This window comes from Pseudomonas sp. GW823-FHT01D03 (assembly GCF_058798255.1).
This window is the reverse complement of record NZ_JBXAKK010000001.1, coordinates 2,257,042-2,275,731: the sequence shown is the minus strand read 5'-3', so window position 1 is coordinate 2,275,731 and position 18,690 is coordinate 2,257,042. Positions and strand designations below refer to the sequence as shown.

Annotated in this window: 14 protein-coding genes; 12 read left to right on the top strand and 2 right to left on the bottom strand. The window is 60.9% G+C overall.

Annotated elements, in window-relative coordinates; all coding sequences use genetic code 11:
* Window positions 1-253 precede the first annotated feature (253 nt).
* The 3 genes from AC1RBR_RS09955 (at window position 254) to AC1RBR_RS09945 (ending at window position 2,901) form a co-directional block, all read left to right on the top strand.
* The gene (locus tag AC1RBR_RS09955) at window positions 254-1,402 is read left to right on the top strand and encodes an aldose epimerase family protein (protein WP_204894876.1); all 1,149 of its coding nucleotides are present in this window, start codon (window positions 254-256) and stop codon (window positions 1,400-1,402) included.
* A gap of 178 nt (window positions 1,403-1,580) precedes the next feature.
* The gene (locus tag AC1RBR_RS09950; RefSeq protein ID WP_492564109.1) at window positions 1,581-2,402 is read left to right on the top strand and encodes an aldo/keto reductase; all 822 of its coding nucleotides are present in this window, start codon (window positions 1,581-1,583) and stop codon (window positions 2,400-2,402) included.
* A 28-nt stretch (window positions 2,403-2,430) separates the two neighbouring features.
* Complete coding sequence (locus AC1RBR_RS09945; RefSeq protein WP_492564107.1) at window positions 2,431-2,901, top strand: DUF1810 domain-containing protein; 471 nt, start codon at window positions 2,431-2,433, stop codon at window positions 2,899-2,901.
* Here the strand turns inward: AC1RBR_RS09945 and AC1RBR_RS09940 are convergent.
* Entirely contained in the window at window positions 2,866-5,226 is a 2,361-nt protein-coding gene (locus AC1RBR_RS09940; protein WP_492564106.1) for a DNA polymerase II, read from the bottom strand. The genes AC1RBR_RS09945 and AC1RBR_RS09940 overlap by 36 nt on opposite strands.
* A 329-nt stretch (window positions 5,227-5,555) precedes the next feature.
* Between AC1RBR_RS09940 and AC1RBR_RS09935 the strand changes: the two genes are divergently transcribed.
* Entirely contained in the window at window positions 5,556-5,996 is a 441-nt protein-coding gene (locus tag AC1RBR_RS09935; protein ID WP_064586891.1) for a CBS domain-containing protein, read from the top strand.
* Between the two features lie 135 nt (window positions 5,997-6,131).
* On the opposite strand, the gene AC1RBR_RS09930 is transcribed toward AC1RBR_RS09935, so the two are convergent.
* Entirely contained in the window at window positions 6,132-6,755 is a 624-nt protein-coding gene (locus AC1RBR_RS09930; protein WP_115985652.1) for a glutathione S-transferase, read from the bottom strand.
* A 1,152-nt stretch (window positions 6,756-7,907) separates the two neighbouring features.
* Between AC1RBR_RS09930 and AC1RBR_RS09925 the strand changes: the two genes are divergently transcribed.
* The 8 genes from AC1RBR_RS09925 (at window position 7,908) to AC1RBR_RS09890 (ending at window position 18,599) form a co-directional block, all read left to right on the top strand.
* A complete protein-coding gene (locus AC1RBR_RS09925; RefSeq protein WP_492564104.1) occupies window positions 7,908-8,732 on the top strand; it encodes an energy transducer TonB in 825 nt (274 codons plus the stop codon).
* A gap of 51 nt (window positions 8,733-8,783) precedes the next feature.
* Window positions 8,784-9,491: a MotA/TolQ/ExbB proton channel family protein gene (locus AC1RBR_RS09920; RefSeq protein WP_095138764.1), complete on the top strand. Its 708-nt coding sequence runs from the start codon at window positions 8,784-8,786 to the stop codon at window positions 9,489-9,491.
* Window positions 9,491-9,892: an ExbD/TolR family protein gene (locus AC1RBR_RS09915; RefSeq protein ID WP_007918272.1), complete on the top strand. Its 402-nt coding sequence runs from the start codon at window positions 9,491-9,493 to the stop codon at window positions 9,890-9,892. The genes AC1RBR_RS09920 and AC1RBR_RS09915 overlap by 1 nt, the downstream gene beginning before the upstream one ends.
* Window positions 9,893-10,099: 207 nt before the next feature.
* Window positions 10,100-12,811, top strand: a complete 2,712-nt coding sequence (locus tag AC1RBR_RS09910) for a TonB-dependent receptor (protein WP_492564099.1) — start codon at window positions 10,100-10,102, stop codon at window positions 12,809-12,811.
* Window positions 12,812-12,996: 185 nt separating this feature from the next.
* Entirely contained in the window at window positions 12,997-14,862 is a 1,866-nt protein-coding gene (locus AC1RBR_RS09905) for an extracellular solute-binding protein (protein ID WP_492564097.1), read from the top strand.
* Window position 14,863: 1 nt separating this feature from the next.
* Window positions 14,864-15,928, top strand: coding sequence for a microcin C ABC transporter permease YejB (locus AC1RBR_RS09900; RefSeq protein WP_492564095.1), 1,065 nt, complete (start codon window positions 14,864-14,866; stop codon window positions 15,926-15,928).
* A complete protein-coding gene (locus AC1RBR_RS09895) occupies window positions 15,928-16,950 on the top strand; it encodes an ABC transporter permease (RefSeq protein ID WP_115985656.1) in 1,023 nt (340 codons plus the stop codon). Before AC1RBR_RS09900 ends, AC1RBR_RS09895 begins: the two co-directional genes overlap by 1 nt.
* Window positions 16,951-16,964: 14 nt before the next feature.
* The gene (locus AC1RBR_RS09890) at window positions 16,965-18,599 is read left to right on the top strand and encodes an ABC transporter ATP-binding protein (RefSeq protein ID WP_492564093.1); all 1,635 of its coding nucleotides are present in this window, start codon (window positions 16,965-16,967) and stop codon (window positions 18,597-18,599) included.
* The last annotated feature ends 91 nt before the right edge of the window (window positions 18,600-18,690 follow it).

Below are 18,690 nucleotides of genomic sequence, written 5' to 3'. Positions count from 1 at the left end.
ATGTGCCCGGCTGATTGGCGGCGAAGGAGCGTCAAGCCAATTAGTCAGTCTTTATTGTTGATATACACGATAAATCAGCTATAAACCCTCTTCACCTGCACAAATAGATTGACTAGTACCGTTTAGGAGCTGCCGAAGGCTGCGATCTTTTGACCTTCGTTTTTAGAATCAAGATCAAAAGATCGCAGCCTTCGGCAGCTCCTACAGGGGAATTGTGGTGTTTTCAAAACAACAACAAAAAGGAAGGTCAACCATGCTTCAATCCCGTCACCTGCTATCCGGCCTCGGACTGTCTCTGATGATTGCCACCCTTTCCGCCAATGCGGCGGGCCTGACCGCTGAACACAAAGCCTTCGGCAAAACCAACGACGGCACGCCCGTCGAGCAATACATCCTGCGCAACAGCCACGGCATGCAGGCGACTGTCATCACCTACGGTGCCACCCTGCAATCACTGCTGGTGCCGGACAAACACGGCAAAGCCGCTGACGTGGTGCTCGGCTTTGACGATGTCCAGGGCTACCAGAAAGGCACCGCGTATTTCGGCGCGACCATCGGCCGTTTCGGCAATCGCCTCGCCGACGGCGCCTTCGAACTGGACGGCAAGCGCTATCAGGTGCCGCAGAACGACAAGTCCAACGCTTTGCACGGCGGCACTCAGGGCTTCGACAAGAAGGTCTGGAAAGCGCAGGAAACCAAGGACAAGGATTCAGTCGGCGTGACCCTGACCTATCTGTCGGCGGACGGTGAAATGGGCTTCCCCGGCAACCTCACCACCGAAGTGACCTACCGCCTGACCGACAGCAACGAGTTGCGCATCGACTATAAGGCCAGCACCGATAAACCGACGGTGCTCAACCTGACCAACCACAGCTACTTCAACCTCGCCGGCGCCGGCAATGGCGACATCCTCCAGCAGGTTGCCACCTTGCACGCCAGCCATTACACCCCGGTCACCGGCAAACTGATCCCGACCGGCGAACTGGCGCCAGTGGCCGGCACACCGATGGACTTCACCAAGCCCACCGCGATCGGCACGCACATCAAGGCTGATCACCCACAGCTGAAATTCGCCGAGCCGAAACAGGGTGGCTTCGATTTCAACTGGGTGCTGGATACCAAAGGTGATGTGAGCAAAGTCGCCGCCGAGGTCAGCGATCCGCAGTCAGGGCGGCATCTGCAGCTGTTCACCAGCGAGCCGGGTGTGCAGTTCTACACCAGCAACTTCCTTGATGGCACGGTCAAGGGCAAGGGTGGCAAGGTCTATCCGCACTGGGGCGCGTTTACCCTGGAGACCCAGCACTATCCGGATGCGCCGAATCAGCCGGACTTCCCGAGCACGCGTCTGGATCCAGGGCAGACCTACAATCACAGCGTGGTGTTGAAGTTCTCCGCTAAATAACACCGGTCTTGTGGTGAGGGGATTTATCCCCGATGGATTGCGCAGCAACCCTGCTTCTTGGGGGCGCTACGCGCCCATCGGGGATAAATCCCCTCGCCACAGGTTCATCGACCTCCATTGGAACCCCTGCGCTATCCTGCTGCCCACTAAGGTATGACCATCAGCACAGGAGGTTTGAATGCGTACCCTTGAACTGGCAGGCGTGCAGGTTCCAGTGATCGGCCAGGGCACCTGGCGCATGGGCGAAGATCGCTCGGCGCACCCGCGTGAAGTGTCCGCGCTGCGCCAAGGCATCGAACTCGGCATGACTCTGATCGACACGGCGGAAATGTACGCCGAGGGCGGTGCCGAAAGCGTGGTCGGCGAAGCCATTGCCGGCCTGCGTGATCAGGTGTTTCTGGTGAGCAAAGTCTATCCGCACAACGCCAGCCGCAAAGGCATCCCGCAAGCCTGCGAGCGCAGCCTGCGCCGGCTCGATACCGATTACATCGACCTCTATCTGCTGCATTGGCGCGGCCAGTATCCGCTGGAAGAAACCGTCGAAGCCTTCGAACGCCTGCGCGAGGACGGCAAGATCGGCCGTTGGGGCGTGTCGAATTTCGACGTCGATGACCTCGACGAACTGGCCAACCCGGCCTGCGCGACCAATCAGGTGCTGTACAACCTGGAAGAGCGCGGCGTCGAATTCGACTTGCTGCCATGGTGCCAACAACACCGCATGCCGTTGATGGCGTACTGCCCGATCGGCCAGGGCGGTGCGATGCTGGCCGAACCGGTGCTGAAAGAGATTGCCGCTCGTCACAACGTGACCCCGGCGCAGGTTTCGCTGGCGTGGATTCTGCGTCAGGATGATGTAATTGCGATTCCCAAGGCTGTGCGACCGGAACACGTGCAACTCAATGCACAAGCGGCGCAGTTGCAACTGGATGCCGGGGATCTGGCGGCGCTGGATCAGGTATTCAAAGCGCCACAACGCAAGCAGCGGCTGGCGATGGTCTGAGTCGCTGGCTGCTGGCGAGGGCTTCGTCATGAGAAGCACTGATCAGTACGACCCGTTCAATCTGCAGCGTTTCGTCCAGGCCCAGGACCCGGTGTTCGAACGGGTCCAGCGTGAGCTCAACGAGGGGCGCAAGCGCAGCCACTGGATGTGGTTTGTGTTCCCGCAGTTCGCCGGGCTGGGCGGCAGCGAAACGTCCCGGCGCTTCGCCATTCAATCCGCCGACGAGGCGCGGGCCTATCTGGCCCACGACCTGCTCGGTGCGCGGCTGCGTACCTGCACGCAGTTGGTGCTGAACCTCCGCCAGCGTTCGATTGCCGAGGTTTTCGGCCACCCGGATGACCTGAAATTCCACTCCTCGATGACCCTGTTTGCGCAGTTCAGCGCCGAAGATTGCCCGTTTGCTCAGGCACTGGAGCGCTACTTCCACGGCATCCTCGATGAATGGACCCTGCAACTGCTGGACTCAAAACAGGCCCAGTTGCCCCCCGATCAAGGTTGAGAAATCGTCGTCGACAAACGGCAGGATCGCATCCGCCACCGGTTGCAGCTGGCGGGTGATGTAGTGGTCGTAGTCAATCGCGGCGCGGCGCACTTCCAACGGTTCCGGCCCGGCCAGGGTGATCACGTAACTGATCCAGCCGCCGTTCTGGTATTGCCGCGGGCGACCCTGCTGCGCGTTGTAATCGTCGGCCAGCCGCGCCGCACGCACATGCGGCGGCACGTTGCGTTCGTAGTCATCCAGGGTGCGACGCAGGCGTTTGCGGTAGACCAGTCGCTCATCGAATTCGCCGGCCAGGGTCTTGCGCACGTAATCGCGCACGTAATCCTGATACGGCTTGCGCTGGAAGATCCGCTCGTAGAGTTCCTGCTGGAACTGCCGGGCCAGCAGCGACCAGTCGGTGCGCACGGTTTCCAGGCCCTTGTAGACCATTTCTTCGCTGCCATCGGCGCGTGTCACCAGTCCGGCGTAGCGCTTCTTGCTGCCCTCCTCGGCGCCGCGAATAGTCGGCATCAGAAAGCGTTTGTAGTGGGTCTCGTACTGCAATTCGAGGGCGCTTTGCAGGCCGTATTCCTTACGCACGTGCTCGCGCCACCAGTCGTTGACGTGCTTGACCAGCGCCTGACCGATCTGCGCCGCTTCCTCCTGCCCGTGCGCGCGACGCAGCCAGACGAAGGTCGAGTCGGTGTCGCCATAGATCACCGCGTGGCCCTGCGCTTCGATCAGTTGACGGGTGCGCAGCATGATCTCGTGGCCGCGCAGGGTGATCGACGACGCCAGCCGCGTATCGAAAAACCGGCAGCCGCTGGAACCGAGCACGCCGTAGAAGGCGTTCATGATGATCTTCAGCGCTTGCGACAACGGTGCGTTGTGCTCGCGCTTGGCGGTCTCGCGGCCCTCGGCGACCCGCGCGACAATCGACGGCAGGCAATGCCGGGTGCGCGAAAACCGTGCGCCGCGAAAGCCCGGCACCGAATCGGCATCGTCCGGGTGTTGCAGGCCTTCGATCAGGCCCACCGGGTCGATCAGAAAAGTGCGGATGATCGACGGATACAGGCTCTTGTAATCGAGCACCAGCACCGACTCGTACAGCCCCGGCTGCGAATCCATGACGAAACCGCCGGGGCTGGCCTGTGGTGGATTGGTGCCCAGATTTGGCGCAACGAAACCCTGACGGTGCATCAGCGGCATGTACAAATGGGTAAACGCCGCCACCGAGCCGCCGCTGCGATCCGCCGGCAGGCCGGTAACGCTGGCGCGTTCGAGGAGAAACGTCAGCAACTCGGTCTTGGCAAAGATCCGCGTAACCAGCTCGCAGTCCTTGAGGTTGTACTTGGCGAGCGCCGGTTTGTCCTCGGCGAACATGCGGTTGATTTCATCCATGCGCTGGTACGGGTTGTCGATCGCCTTGCCCTCGCCGAGCAAGGTCTGCGCGACATTCTCCAGGCTGAACGAAGGGAAACTCCAGGTCGCCGACCGTAGCGATTCAATGCCGTCGATGATTAGCCGCCCCGCCGCCGAAGCAAAGAAGTGCGTGCGGCTGCCGTGTTCGCGCCACTGCATCTCTTCACCGCCACGGCCGATTTTCAACGGCACACCGAGGCGCCGCGCGTGTTCGTGGAGGATGCGCAGGTCGAACTGCACGACGTTCCAGCCGATGATTGCGTCGGGGTCGTGGAGGGCGAACCAGTCGTTGAGTTTCTTCAGGATCAGCGTGCGAGAGTCGCAATACTCCAGATCGAAGTCGACAATGCTGGCGTCACCGTTGGGCGCGCCGAGCATGTACACCTGACGCTGGCCGCAGCCCTCGAGGGCAATGGAATACAGCTCGCCGGTTTCGGTGGTTTCGATATCCAGCGAGACCAGCCGTAGTTGCGGTCGGTATTTCGGATCAGGTTTGAGTTGGGCGTTGAGCAATACGCCGTCAGCGTCGGCGCTACCGCCGAACAGCACGGGTGCGGTGATGAAACGCTCCATGAGGTAGCGCTCGGGCGGGCGCACATCGGCCTCAAAGACGTCGACCCCGGCCCGGCTGAGCGCAGTTTCCAGGCGCATCAACTGGCCGTGTTGCTGGCAATACAGGCCCAACACCGGACGATGTTCGAAATCCTGCAAGGCCAGTGGTCGCAGTTCGACGTTCTTTTCGTCAAGCAGCAGACGTTCGGCCGCCTCGCGTTGTGCGGCAGGGATAAACGCCACCGAGGTCTGGGGCGCCAGGCGCACACGGCGCGGCCCGGCGTCGGTCGCCAGCCAGAACTCGACTTCGGTGCCGGCCGGGGTATCGCGCCAATGCCGGGTCAGGACGAAGCCCTGCTGTAAATCCACCACTGCAACCTCAGGAATTGAATCAGAGGGGCATTCTACGCGGCATCGTCCGAGATAACCCCATCCCCTGTGGCGAGGGAGCTTGCTCCCGCTCGGCTGCGCAGCAGTCGCAAAACCAGGCAATGCGGCGTATCAGACAAACCGAATTCTCAGGGTTTGGGCCTGCTACGCAGTCCAGCGGGAGCAAGCTCCCTCGCCACAGGATTAGAGCCAACCCGGAAAAACCGCCAAATGACGTTTTTTGCGTGCTATCTGCCGCTTTGCCACCTTGCCCTGCGCGCAAGGGTCTACGATGCTTGAAGAACAACGACAACACCTGAGTAACCGCCATGAAGACCGTCGCCCAACTGCTCAAGCTCAAAGATCAGAAAAATCAGGAAGTACACCAGATCAAACCTGATCACATGGTGCTCGAAGCGCTGATGAAGATGGCCGAGAAAAACGTCGGCGCCTTGCTGGTGGTGGAAGACGACAAGGTGGTCGGCATCATCAGTGAGCGTGATTACGCACGCAAACTGGTGTTGCACGGGCGCTCGTCAGTCGGCACACCGGTGCGCGACATCATGGTCAAGGATGTCATCACCGTGGACACCCACCAGACCGTCGACACCTGCCTGGGCATCATGTCCGACAAACGCCTGCGCCACTTGCCAGTGGTGGAGAACGGCAAGCTGATCGGCCTGCTGTCGATCGGCGACCTGGTGAAAGAGGCGATTGCCGAACAGGCAGAGCTGATCAAGCAGTTGGAGCAGTACATTCGCGGGGAGTGATCTCCTTCCGTCCGAGCACCGCAAATCCCCTGTGGGAGCGGGCTTGCTCGCGAATGCGGTGTATCAGTCGAAACATCTCTGACTGACACACCGCATTCGCGAGCAAGCCCGCTCCCACATTGGTTTACCGGGTGTTCAGGACGGCCAATGCCGGGCAAACACCGGCGCCAGCACCGGGTGCCGATCGATGCGTTGCAGCCACGCATAAAACCCTGGACGGGTCTGGCGCAGATGCTCGCGGCTCCCCGCCCAGCGCGTCACCACTGCCGCCAGCACGTCCAGCGCGCCGGGCGTTTCGTCGTCCAGGTACAACTCGGCGGAAAACTGGTCGGCAAACACTTCCCAACTCCAGTGCAGGCGCTCACGTGCGCCGGCCATCAGGTTCTGCCGTGAGGCTTCGTCCGGCATCACCAGCCAGCGCTCGGGATAATCGATGACGCCGATGGCCGCATAGCAATTGCTGGCGATGTAGACCATGCCGCGAATCGCCTGATCGCGATCAGCCGCCTTGGCCGGCAACAGGCCGGACTCGGGAAAGCTCAGGCCCAGATGAATCAGAATCGCCACACTCTCGGTGATCGCACTGCCATCGGGCAATTGCAGGGTCGGCACCTGCTTCAGTGGATTGAGGCGCGCCAGTGCCTCCGCGGCCTCGGTCGAGGCTTCGATATCGATAAAGCGATAGGCGATCTGGCATAACTCCAGCGCCGCCTCGATGGCTGCGGCACCTGAATTGCGATGTCCGTACAGTTGATACATGCCCCCTCCTCGATCTCGACAGATCTGTGTAGCCCTATTTATAGCGGGTGTATCCGCTTTGGCACGTTTTTCCCATGCATTGGCGACTTGCGAATTCAAACCTCGCAAAACAGCGCTGGCGGTGCCCATCCCGCACCAAGAGCAATCATCGAGCGCTATCCGCGTTCTTGTAAGGTGCGATACCGAACCAAAAGTTCGCGTATCCGAGCTGGCAACAAGGAGTTCACCGCGTGAATCTTCAAACGCTCTGCCGCATCAACCTCTGCTTGCTTGTTTATCCACAACGCCGCGTTCGTTCGAACAGTCCTGGCGGCGAGCGCCTGTACTTTATTACCTGACTGCATGACCGCATACCGTGATTGGCGATGAGCTCTTCGCCGACAATGGCGTGTATTTATTTTTTAAATACAACTGCAAAAGTTACTGCCCGAGCGCCGTATTAAATGAGCGTAGACGAGATTGTCGGACAATAACTTTCAAAGACTTCGCAAGTGCACCAAAACGGCTCCAGGAACCTGAACTACTCAACACTGAAAACACTGATTTCATTTAAACAAGAACAAGGAATAAACGCCGTGATCCGCTAAAACAAAGACCCGCACCAAATCAGTCCGCCGCGCACCAGCAAGTGCCCCGGCCGTTAGCCAAGCCGCCGCTCTATCCCGCCGATCAGCGTGATACCGCGTAGAGCCTGACTCGCCTCTGAAAAAACTCCACTCACGGGAGTTTCGGGAAACTGTTGGCCGGAGGAATACACGATCAAGGCAAAACTTATATAAATGCGACATGGGTAACACTGATGAAATAAGCGCTCTACATTTCAGCAATATCTGGCACAGCGGTTGCAAAACAGAATCGAACACAAGATCTGTAGGAGCTGCCGCAGGCTGCGATCTTTTGATGTTGCCTTTAGAGATAAAGATCAAAAGATCGCAGCCTTCGGCAGCTCCTACATTGAAGAACACCAAGGAATGGATAATGAATATTCGAAGTCGATGGCTCTAAGCCAGTAACTGTAAGCAAGCCCTGTTCAATGGATAGTTCAACTATCGGCCTGCGCACACCTTGAAGAAAGTTACACCCACCCACTCGAACATCACCCCAATGTTCGGACGGCACCTTATTGCCCTTCATCAACCCGAGGGAGCTTTAATGAACGATGCGGTAAAGCACAGAACCCTGCCGGGGTCGTTACGGGAAGCGCCAATCCCGCTGTCACCGGACAGGCCAGCCTTCACGGCCAATACCTCGCAACCCGGCGGGTTGAACAAACAGCAGATGCTGTTGCTGGTGGCTGTGTCGGCGCTGATACACGGCGGCGCCTGGTGGTTTTTCCAGCAGACCCGACCCGAGCCACTGCCGACTCCGCCGCAGATTCCGGAAATGACCGTTGAGTTGACCAGCCCGACGCCGCCGGCACCGCCCACACCGGAACCGCCGCCGCCTCCGCCGCCCCCTCCACCTCCGGAACCGGAACAACCGGTGGAAGACGAAGACGCGGTCAAGCCACCGCCAAAACCGGTGGAAAAACCCAAGCCGATCGAAAAACCGAAACCGGTCGAGAAGCCCAAACCGGTGAAGAAAGTCGAGCCGCCAAAAGCTCCGCCCGCCCCGGCACAACCGGCCGCTCCCGCTGCGCCGGCGACACCGAGCGCGCCACCGGCCCCGGCCGCCGCGCCTGGCCCGGTCAAGGAATCGGCAGCGATTTCCGGTCTCGCCAGCCTTGGCAACCCGCCGCCGGAGTACCCGTCGCTGGCGCTGCGGCGCAATTGGGAAGGCAGCGTGGTGCTGCGCATTCAGGTGCTGGCCAATGGTCGCGCCGGCACGGTGGCAGTGACCAAGTCCAGCGGCAAGCCGCAACTGGATGACGCCGCCGTCGCGGCGGTGAAGAACTGGAAGTTCATCCCGGCCAAACGCGGTGACACGCCGATTGACGGCTTCGCCACCCAGACCATCGATTTCAAATTGCCGCAATAACGGCACAACCCGACGAACTCACAACCGACTTAATGCAAGCGAGGTGTAGCGATGAACAATTCACTGTCTTCGATGATTGTCCCCGGTGTGCTCTGGGGCCTGGTGCTGTTTTCCGTGGTCAGCTGGGCGATCCTGCTGGTCAAGTCGGCGCAATACCTGCGCCAGAAATCCCAGAACAAACAGTTCAGCAAAGCTTTCTGGGGCGCGCCGGATCTGCTGACTGCCGCCGAACACGCCAGCCAGTATCCGGGCTCGCTGGCGCGCATCGCCAGCAGCGGTTTCGAAGCCTTGCTGGTGGAAGAATCGCCACGTACCACGCAACAACTGGCGCACACCATCAACCGTTCCGATCGCCTGGAGCGCAACCTGCGCCAGCAGATTCAGAAGGAACGCCGCTCGCTGGAAAACGGTCAGGCGATCCTCGCCAGTATCGGCAGCACCGCGCCGTTCATTGGTCTGTTCGGCACCGTGTGGGGAATCATGGAAGCCCTGCAAAGCATCGGCGAAACCGGTTCGGCCAGCCTTGAAGCGGTCGCCGGCCCGATCGGCCATGCACTGATTGCCACCGGTGTGGGGATCGCCGTCGCGGTCCCGGCAGTGCTGATTTACAACTTCTTCCTGCGCCGCCTGAAACTCGCCTCGGCGGACATGGATGACTTCGCCCACGACTTCGATGCCCTCGCCTCGCGCAGTGCGTTTTCCATCAGCCGTCAGGCCATCGCCAGCAAAACCACAGCCGCCGTGCGGGAGGCCAGCTGATGTCCTTTTCTACCCAAGACAGCGATGAAGTGCTCAGCGAAATGAACGTCACGCCGCTGGTGGACGTGATGCTCGTGCTGCTGGTGGTGTTCATCGTCACCGCGCCGCTGATGACCAACGCGATCAAGGTCAATCTGCCGAAAACCGACGCCGTCGCCCCCGCTGAAAAGAAAGACCCGGTGGTGGTCAGCGTCGATCAGGACGGCAAGTTCTACCTGGCGAAAACCGAACTGGCGCCGGAATCGCTGGAAGCCAGCCTCAAGGAGGTCAAGGCCAAGGACGCCGAAGTTCGCGTGCAGTTGCAGGCCGACTCCGCCGTCAATTACGGCCAGGTGGCGAAAGCCATGGCATCCATCGAACGCTCGGGCATTACCAAGATTTCGGTGATGACCACCCATTGAGTGCGGTGGCGGGCGCGCATTGAGGGACACGTCCGCCACCGTTCGCTGACTCCCGTCGCAACCAGCCGACCGAAAAAACGCCACGCGTCTTCGGAGGGGATCGGCTTGCTTGAAGAAAGTGGTTTTCCGCACGCGGTATCACCGAAAGCGGAGCAATGAGGGGCTCACAAGGCCAATTCGATAACGTCTAAAAAGTCGGAAATAACCATGCTGATGAAAACTCCACGCTTCACGCTCAAACCTTTGGTGGCATCGATCTCTCGCCACCGTTTTGTTCCGTTGTATCTGGTGGCCATGGGGATGGGCGCCGGGACTGTGCAAGCCGCCGAGGATGACAACGCCACCGTGCCCGCTGCGGCAGCGGTGGTGGCGCCGACCACGCAACTGCAACGGGTGGAAGTGACGGGTTCGGCGATTCGCCGGGTCGATGCGGAAACGGCCGTGCCGATCACCATTCTCAAGGCCGATGAGCTGCGCAAACAGGGCGTGACCACCACCGCCGAACTGGTGCAGCGAATCACCGGCAGCCAGTCGATCAACAACAGCGCCGGCTCGGTGGGCGCGGCTACTGGCGGCGCTTCGTTTGCCGACATGCGCGGCATCGGCGCGAACAAGACCCTGGTGCTGCTCAACGGTCGACGCCTGGCGAACAGCGCCTTGTCGGGCACCAACTCGGCCGGCGGCGCGGTGGATCTGAACATGATCCCGTTTGCCGCGATCGAGCGCGTGGAGGTGCTGCGCGACGGCGCATCAGCGCTGTACGGCACCGACGCCATCGGCGGCGTGATCAACTTCATCACCAAAAAATCCCTGACCGACGGCCAGCTCACCCTCGGTGGCGAAACCCCGACCCACAGCGGCGGCGGTGCCACCAAAGACATGAGCGCCAGTTGGGGCTACGGCGACCTTGAGCAAGACCGCTTCAACGTGCTCGGCGTATTCAACTACAACAAGCAACAGAACCTCGACGCCAACGACCGCTCCTTCGCCCGCGACTACGATCCTGGTCGTGGCCTGGACCAGACCTCCGGCACCGCATTCCCCGGCAATTACAGCCAGAACGGCAACGCCACCAACCCGTTGGCCAACAGCAATTGCAACGGCCCCAACCTGGTCGCCCGTGATGGCCTATGCCGCTTCAGCACCCGCGAATACATCGACCTGGTGCCGCAAACCGAGAAGACTTCGTTTTTCGGCAAGACCACCGGCAAGCTCGGCGACGATCACAACGTCAACCTCGAATACTTCTGGTCACGCAACAATAACGCCACCGCAGTCGGCCCGGCCCCACTCACCGGCCTGAGCCTGGATTCCTCGTCGCCCTACTACCCGGGCAACGGCATCACCCCCGCCCCGACCGATTTCGCCCTCGACCCGACGCAACCGGTCGATGTGAACTGGCGCGAAACCGCCGCCGGCCCGCGTGAATCGAAAGACCAGAACACCAGCCAGCGCTTTCTGCTGAGTTTTGACGGTCTGGTCGGCGGTTGGGATTACAACGTCGGCGCCTCGTACAACCAGAACAAAATCGTCTCCAGCGTCACCAGCGGTTATGTCAGCGATCAGGCGATGATCGATGGGCTGGCCAGCGGTCTGCTCAACCCGTTCGGCCCGCAGTCGGCGGCCGGTCAGCAATACATCGATCAAGCGGCTTACCACGGCGCCTATTCCACCGCTGTTGGTCGGGTCGCCGGGTTTGACGGACGCATCAGCCGCGAAATCGGCGACTGGTTCGGTGCCGGTCCCTCCGGTCTGGCGCTGGGCGGCGAGTACCGCAAAGAGAAATTCCATCAGGACTTCGAAGAGTTTGCCGGCGACATTCAGAGCCTCGGCATCGACCCGGCCGGCAGCGTCGAGGGCGACCGCAGCGTGAAAGCCGCGTACGCCGAAATCAACGTGCCGGTGCTCGACAGCCTCGAACTGTCCGCCGCCGTGCGTCACGACAAATACAGCGACTTCGGCAGCACCACTAACCCGAAATATTCGTTCCGTTATCAACCGCTCAAAGAGCTGGTAGTGCGCGGCGCGTACAGCGAAGGCTTCCGTGCGCCGTCGCTGTACGAGCTGTATTCGCCGCGCAGCATCACCTTCACTCAGGGCTATTACAACGACCCGGTGCTGTGTACCGGTGGCGTGGTGCAACCGGGCGGCAACGGCGGGCGCGATTGCGGCCAGCAGTTCCTCAACCAGATTGGCGGCAACGAAGATCTGGCCCCGGAGAAGGCGCGTAACGTGACCCTGGGCTTTGTCTATCAACCGGTCAACAACCTGTCGGTGGGTCTGGATTTCTGGTGGATTCACATTTCCAACCAGATCCAGCCGTTCCCTGAATCCACCGTGTTCGATCAGGCCGGCAGCTACCCGGATCGCTTCGTGCGCAACGCCGACGGCACGCTCAACTACATCGTCACCGGCAACGCCAACCTGGGCATCGTCGAGACCAACGGTGTCGATGTGTCGCTGGACTACCGCTTCCCGAACATGCCTTACGGCCAGTTCGGTCTGGGCCTGCAAGGCACCTACGTGGACGAGTACGACTTCCAGAGCACCATCAAGGGCCCGTTCACTGACAAGGTCGGCGACTTCCAGGGTGACGGCGTGATCGCGCGCTGGAAACACAACCTGACCGGCAGCTGGACTTTCGGCGCGGCGCGGGCGTCGCTGACCAACCGCTTCACCACCGGTTACAACGACTACGACCGCGATACCCATGCGCGCGTGGCCTCGTATTCGGTGTGGGACCTGTCGGCCGGCTACACCTTCAACAAGGTGCTGGATGTCGATGCCGGAATGAAGAACATGTTCGACCGCAACCCACCGTTCTCCAACCAGGCCTACAACTTCCAGAGCGGCTATGACCCGCGTTACACCGACCCGCTGGGCCGCACGCTGTTCGCGCGCATGACGTATCACTTCTGACCGAGAGCACCGGATGTCTCTCCTGTGGGAGATGTTTCCACTGTGGGAGGGGGCTTGCTCCCGAAGGCGGTATATCCGTGAAGGGTGTGTTGACTGACACACCGCCTTCGGGAGCAAGCCCCCTCCCACAGTAGATCTCCCACAGGTTGAGCTGAGCTTTTCCAGGGATTTTGAGGAGTGAATGCATGAGTGTTTTGCGCAACATGGCAGGCCTGCTGATCGGCGGCGCTTTGCTCTGCGCCGCCGTGCCGGCACTGGCCGCCGGCAGCTACGCACTGACGGTATACGGCGAGGCGCCGAAGTATCCGGCGAACTTCGAGCATTTTGATTTCGTTGATCCCAAGGCGCCCAAGGGTGGTTCGCTCAGCCGCGCGTCGATGGAGATCGGCCAGTACAACTACATCACTCCGTATGCCGATCAGGGCATTTCCGTGGTGCAGGTCAACGACTGGGTATATGCGCCGCTGGCGTTCCGTTCGCTGGACGAGCCCTACACCGTTTACGCCTTGGTCGCGCAGCAGATCGAGCGCGATCCCGAGGGTCTCTGGGTGCGCTTCACCCTGAACCCCAAGGCACGCTTCGCCGACGGCACGCCGATCACCGCCGAAGACGTGCGCTACACCTTCAACCTGCTGATGACCAAGGGCAGCCTCAGTTATCGTCAGCAGTACGCCGACGTGCAGGACGTGCTGATCGAAAACCCACGGCAGGTGCGCTTCACCTTCAAGAACAACCTCAACCGCACCCTGGCGCTGGATCTGGCGACACTGCGCGTGGTGCCCGAACACTGGTGGAAGACGCGCGATTTCGCCAACGGCGGCGGCTTCGAACCGCCGCTGGGCAGCGGCCCGTACCGCGTGAGCAAAGTCGATGCCGGACGCAGCATCAGTTTCCAGCGCGACCCGGACTGGTGGGGCAAGGACCTGCCGGTCAGTCGCGGCATGTACAACTTCGACACGCTCACGGTGAATTTCTACGGCGATACCGACGTCGCGCGCCAACTGTTGCAGGCCGGCGCTTTCGACTACAACCGCGAGTTTTCCTCGTCCGGCTACGTGGTCGGCTACGACAGCCCGGCACTGCGTGACGGTCGCTTGCAACAGGCGATCCTCGCCCCGCAGAAACCCACCGCGGCTCAAGGCTTCGTGTTCAACCTGCAAAACCCGATCTTTCAGGATCGCCGCGTGCGTCAGGCGATCAGCCTGTTGTGGGATTTCGAATGGACCAACAAGCAGATGATGCGTGGCTTCTACGTGCGCCAGAACAGCTTCTGGCCGAAGAGTGAAATGGCCGCGACCGCCCTGCCCGACGCCGAGGAACTGAAGATCCTTGAGCCGTTGCGCGGGCAGATTCCGGACGAGGTGTTCACCACGGTGTATCAGGCGCCGAAAACCGATGGCAGCGGTTACATCCGCGACAAGCAGCTGCAAGCCCTCAAGCTGCTCGCCGAGGCCGGCTGGACGCCGCAACACAGCCGACTGGTCAACGCCGCCGGCGAGCCTCTGGAGTTCACCTTCCTCGACGGTCAGGGCGGTTTCGACCGCATGCTGCTGCCGTTCAAACGCACCCTCGCGCAGATCGGCATCACCCTGAATCTACGGCGGATCGACTCGGCGCAATACGTCAATCGGCTCAACGCCCGCGACTACGACATGATCGTCACCAGTTTCCCGCGCAGTGGCGATCCGATCGTCTCCCCCGGCCGCGAGCTGTACAGCCTGTATGCCTCGCAAAGTGCCACGCAAGTCGGCAGTTCGAACTCGATGGTGCTGGCCAACCCGGCGGTCGATCAACTGATCGACGGGCTGGTCAAGGCTGATACCCGCGACGCCATGGTGCATTACGCCCGCGCCCTCGACCGGGTGCTGCAATGGGGTTACTACATGATTCCCAACTACTACTCCAAGGGCACGCCGACGGTGTATCAGAACCGCTTCGGCATGCCGGCGGTGCAACCGGCGTACGACGAAGGCCTCAACACCTGGTGGGAGGTCTCGGCCAAGCCGTTGACCACGCAACAGATGCACTCCCAGCTCGCAGGGGGTCAGTGACATGCTGCGTTATCTGAGTCGACGTTTGCTGCTGATCATCCCCACGCTGCTGTGCATTCTGGTGGTCAACTTCGTGATTGTGCAGGCCGCACCGGGGGGGCCGGTCGAGCAAGCCATTGCGCGCCTGCAAGGTTTCGGCGGGCACGGCATGGGCGGTGGTGGCGAAGTCGCCGCGATTGGCGGTGCCGGGCGCAGCAGCCGTGGCCTCGATCCGGCGCTGATCGAGGAAATCAAACACCACTACGGCTTCGACAAGCCGATGCACGAACGCCTGTGGCTGATGCTTAAAAACTACGCCCAGCTGGATCTGGGCAGCAGTTTCTTTCGCGGCGCCAAGGTCACCGATCTGATCATGCAGAAGCTGCCAGTGTCACTGTCCCTGGGTCTTTGGGCAACGCTGATCACCTACCTGATTTCAATCCCGCTGGGCATCCGCAAGGCGATCAGAAACGGCAGCGCGTTCGATGTCTGGAGCAGCACCGCGATCATCATTGGCTACGCGATGCCGGCGTTTCTGTTTGCGATGCTGCTGATCGTGGTGTTCGCCGGCGGCAGCTACGTCAACTGGTTTCCGGTGCAGGGCCTGGTGTCGGATAACTTCGACAGCCTCAGCCCCCTGGGCAAGGTCGGCGACTACCTCTGGCACTTGGTGTTGCCGGTCACGGCACTGGTGATCGGCGGGTTCGCCACCCTGACCATCCTCACCAAAAACAGCTTCCTCAACGAGATCAGCCGCCAATACGTGATCACCGCGCGGGCCAAGGGTTTGACCGAGCGCCGCATGCTCTACGGCCACGTGTTTCGCAACGCCATGTTGCTGGTGGTGGCCGGTGTGCCCTCGGCGCTGATCGAGGTGTTTTTCGCCGGTTCCTTGCTGATCGAAACCATCTTCAACCTCGACGGCCTCGGGCGCATGAGTTACGAGGCGGCGGTGTCGCGTGACTACCCGGTGGTGTTCGGCGCGCTGTTTCTGTTCACCCTGTTTGGCCTGCTGATCAAGCTGATCGGTGATCTCTGCTACACCCTGCTCGACCCGCGTATCGACTTCTCGGCGAGGACTGCCTGATGTTCACACTTTCTCCTCTGGGTCAGCGCCGGGTCGCGCAGTTCAAGGCCAACCGCCGTGGACGCTGGTCGCTGTGGCTGTTCATTGGCCTGTGCCTGATCTGCCTCGGCGGCGAACTGATTGCCAACGACAAACCGTTGGTGATCCGCTACCACGGCGCCTTGTACTTCCCGATTCTCAGCGAATACCTGGAAACCGATTTCGGCGGTGAACTGCCGTTCCAGCCGGATTACGCCAGCGCTTACGTGCACGGGCTGATCGAGGATCAGGGCGGCTGGATGCTGTTTCCGCCGATCCCGTTCAGCTACGACACGGTCAATTACGACCTGACTGAACCGGCACCCAGCCCACCCTCTTCCAGCAATTGGCTGGGCACCGACGATCAGGCGCGGGACGTGTTGGCACGGGTGATTTTCGGCACACGGATTTCAATTCTGTTTGCGCTGATCCTCACCGGTATCAGTGCGTTGGTCGGCATCGTTGCCGGGGCCTTGCAGGGTTATTACGGCGGCTGGGTCGACCTGCTCGGGCAACGGGTGCTGGAGATCTGGTCGGGGCTGCCGGTGCTGTATCTGCTGATCATCTTGTCCGGGTTCGTCTCACCAAGTTTCTGGTGGTTGCTGGGAATCATGGCGCTGTTTTCCTGGCTGGCATTGGTGGACGTGGTGCGCGCCGAGTTCCTGCGTGGACGCAATCTGGAATACGTCAAAGCCGCGCGGGCGCTGGGGCTGACCGACAGCGAACTGATGCTGCGGCACATCCTGCCCAACGCGATGACCTCCACCCTGACTTACCTGCCGTTCATTCTGACCGGCGCCATCGCCACCCTCACCGCCCTGGATTTCCTCGGTTTCGGCATGCCCGCCGGCACCGCCTCGCTGGGCGAATTGATCGGTCAGGCCAAGCGCAATCTGCAAGCGCCGTGGCTGGGGCTGACGGCATTTTTTGCCTTGGCGCTGATTCTGTCGTTGCTGGTGTTCATCGGTGAGGCTTGCCGTGATGCGTTTGATCCAAGATCTTGATCCGAGGAGCTGACATGAGCGACAACCTGATTGAAATCCGCGACCTGCGTGTCGCCTTCGCCGGGCAGGAAGTGGTGCACGGTCTGAACCTCGATATTCGGCGTGGCGAATGCTTGGCACTGGTCGGTGAGTCCGGCTCGGGCAAGTCGGTCACGGCGCATTCGATTTTGCGTCTGTTACCGGGCAAAACCGTCAGCAGCAATGGGTCGATTGCTTATAACGGGGTGAACCTGCTGCACGCCAGCGAGCAGCAGATGCGTGGTTTGCGCGGCAACCGGATCGCAATGATTTTCCAGGAGCCGATGACCTCGCTCAATCCCCTGCACACCGTGGAAAGACAGGTCAGCGAAGTGCTGGAGATTCACAAGGGTCTCAAGGGTCGCGCCGCCCGTGCGCGCACTTTGGAGCTGCTCGAACTGGTGGGTATTCGCCAACCTCTGCAGCGTTTGAAAGCCTATCCACATCAGCTTTCCGGCGGTCAACGGCAACGGGTGATGATTGCGATGGCGCTGGCCAATGAGCCGGAACTGCTGATCGCGGATGAGCCGACCACGGCGCTGGACGTCACCGTGCAGCAGAAAATTCTCGAACTGTTGATCGAGTTGCAGCAGCGGCTCGGCATGTCGATGCTGCTGATCAGTCACGATCTCAATCTGGTGCGGCGCATCGCGCAACGGGTGTGCGTGATGCGCCACGGCGAAATCGTCGAACAGGCCGACTGCGAGACACTGTTTCGCGCGCCGCAGCATCCTTACAGCCGCTTGCTGATCGAAGCTGAACCGAGCGGTGCGCCGGTGCCGAGCCCGTACGAACACAATCTGCTGGAAGTCGATGATCTGAAGGTCTGGTTTGCCCTGCCCAAGACGCTGTTCAGTCGTTCACAGGCGTACGTCAAAGCGGTGGACGGGGTCAGTTTCCGCCTGCAACGCGGCAAGACCCTGGGGATTGTCGGCGAGTCCGGTTCGGGCAAATCGACGCTGGGTCAGGCGATCCTGCGGCTGGTGGAATCCGGGGGCGATATCCGCTTCGGCAACAAGCAGCTGAGCCTGCTCAATCAACGTTTGATGCGCCCCTTGCGGCGACAGATTCAGGTGGTGTTCCAGGATCCGTTCGGCAGCCTGAGTCCAAGGATGTCGGTGCAGCAGATCATTGCCGAAGGCTTGCTGACCCACGGCATCGGCACTGAGGCGGAGCGAGAGGCGGCGGTGATTCGCGTGCTGGAGGAAGTCGGCCTTGACCCCAAGAGCCGTCATCGCTACCCCCACGAATTCTCCGGCGGTCAGCGCCAGCGCATCTCCATCGCCCGCGCGCTGGTGCTGGAGCCAGCGCTGATTCTGCTCGACGAACCGACCTCGGCGCTGGATCGCACGGTGCAGAAACAAGTGGTAGATCTGTTGCGGCAACTGCAGATCAAGCATGGGCTGACGTATCTGTTCATCAGCCATGACCTGGCGGTGGTGCATGCGCTGGCCCATGACTTGCTGGTGATCAAGGATGGCAAGGTGGTGGAACAGGGTTCGTCGCGGGAGATTTTTGCTGCGCCAACCCACCCCTACACCCAGGAACTGCTGAAAGCCTCCGGCCTCAAGCCCGACGCAAATCCCTGTGGGAGCGGGCTTGCTCGCGAATGCGATATGCCTGTGACATGAATATCGACTGACAGGACGCCTTCGCGAGCAAGCCCGCTCCCACAGGGGGAGATCGGTGGAGGTGGAAAATATTTTTCGGGCACTGCATCCA

What these genes read in the sequence shown, in the direction of transcription:
- AC1RBR_RS09955 (WP_204894876.1), top strand. Translation starts at nt 254, where the DNA reads ATGCTTCAATCCCGTCACCTGCTATCCGGCCTCGGACTGTCTCTGATG.
- AC1RBR_RS09950 (WP_492564109.1), top strand. Translation starts at nt 1,581, where the DNA reads ATGCGTACCCTTGAACTGGCAGGCGTGCAGGTTCCAGTGATCGGCCAG.
- AC1RBR_RS09945 (WP_492564107.1), top strand. Translation starts at nt 2,431, where the DNA reads ATGAGAAGCACTGATCAGTACGACCCGTTCAATCTGCAGCGTTTCGTC.
- AC1RBR_RS09935 (WP_064586891.1), top strand. Translation starts at nt 5,556, where the DNA reads ATGAAGACCGTCGCCCAACTGCTCAAGCTCAAAGATCAGAAAAATCAG.
- AC1RBR_RS09930 (WP_115985652.1), bottom strand. Translation starts at nt 6,755, where the DNA reads ATGTATCAACTGTACGGACATCGCAATTCAGGTGCCGCAGCCATCGAG.
- AC1RBR_RS09925 (WP_492564104.1), top strand. Translation starts at nt 7,908, where the DNA reads ATGAACGATGCGGTAAAGCACAGAACCCTGCCGGGGTCGTTACGGGAA.
- AC1RBR_RS09920 (WP_095138764.1), top strand. Translation starts at nt 8,784, where the DNA reads ATGAACAATTCACTGTCTTCGATGATTGTCCCCGGTGTGCTCTGGGGC.
- AC1RBR_RS09915 (WP_007918272.1), top strand. Translation starts at nt 9,491, where the DNA reads ATGTCCTTTTCTACCCAAGACAGCGATGAAGTGCTCAGCGAAATGAAC.
- AC1RBR_RS09910 (WP_492564099.1), top strand. Translation starts at nt 10,100, where the DNA reads ATGCTGATGAAAACTCCACGCTTCACGCTCAAACCTTTGGTGGCATCG.
- AC1RBR_RS09905 (WP_492564097.1), top strand. Translation starts at nt 12,997, where the DNA reads ATGAGTGTTTTGCGCAACATGGCAGGCCTGCTGATCGGCGGCGCTTTG.
- AC1RBR_RS09900 (WP_492564095.1), top strand. Translation starts at nt 14,864, where the DNA reads ATGCTGCGTTATCTGAGTCGACGTTTGCTGCTGATCATCCCCACGCTG.
- AC1RBR_RS09895 (WP_115985656.1), top strand. Translation starts at nt 15,928, where the DNA reads ATGTTCACACTTTCTCCTCTGGGTCAGCGCCGGGTCGCGCAGTTCAAG.
- AC1RBR_RS09890 (WP_492564093.1), top strand. Translation starts at nt 16,965, where the DNA reads ATGAGCGACAACCTGATTGAAATCCGCGACCTGCGTGTCGCCTTCGCC.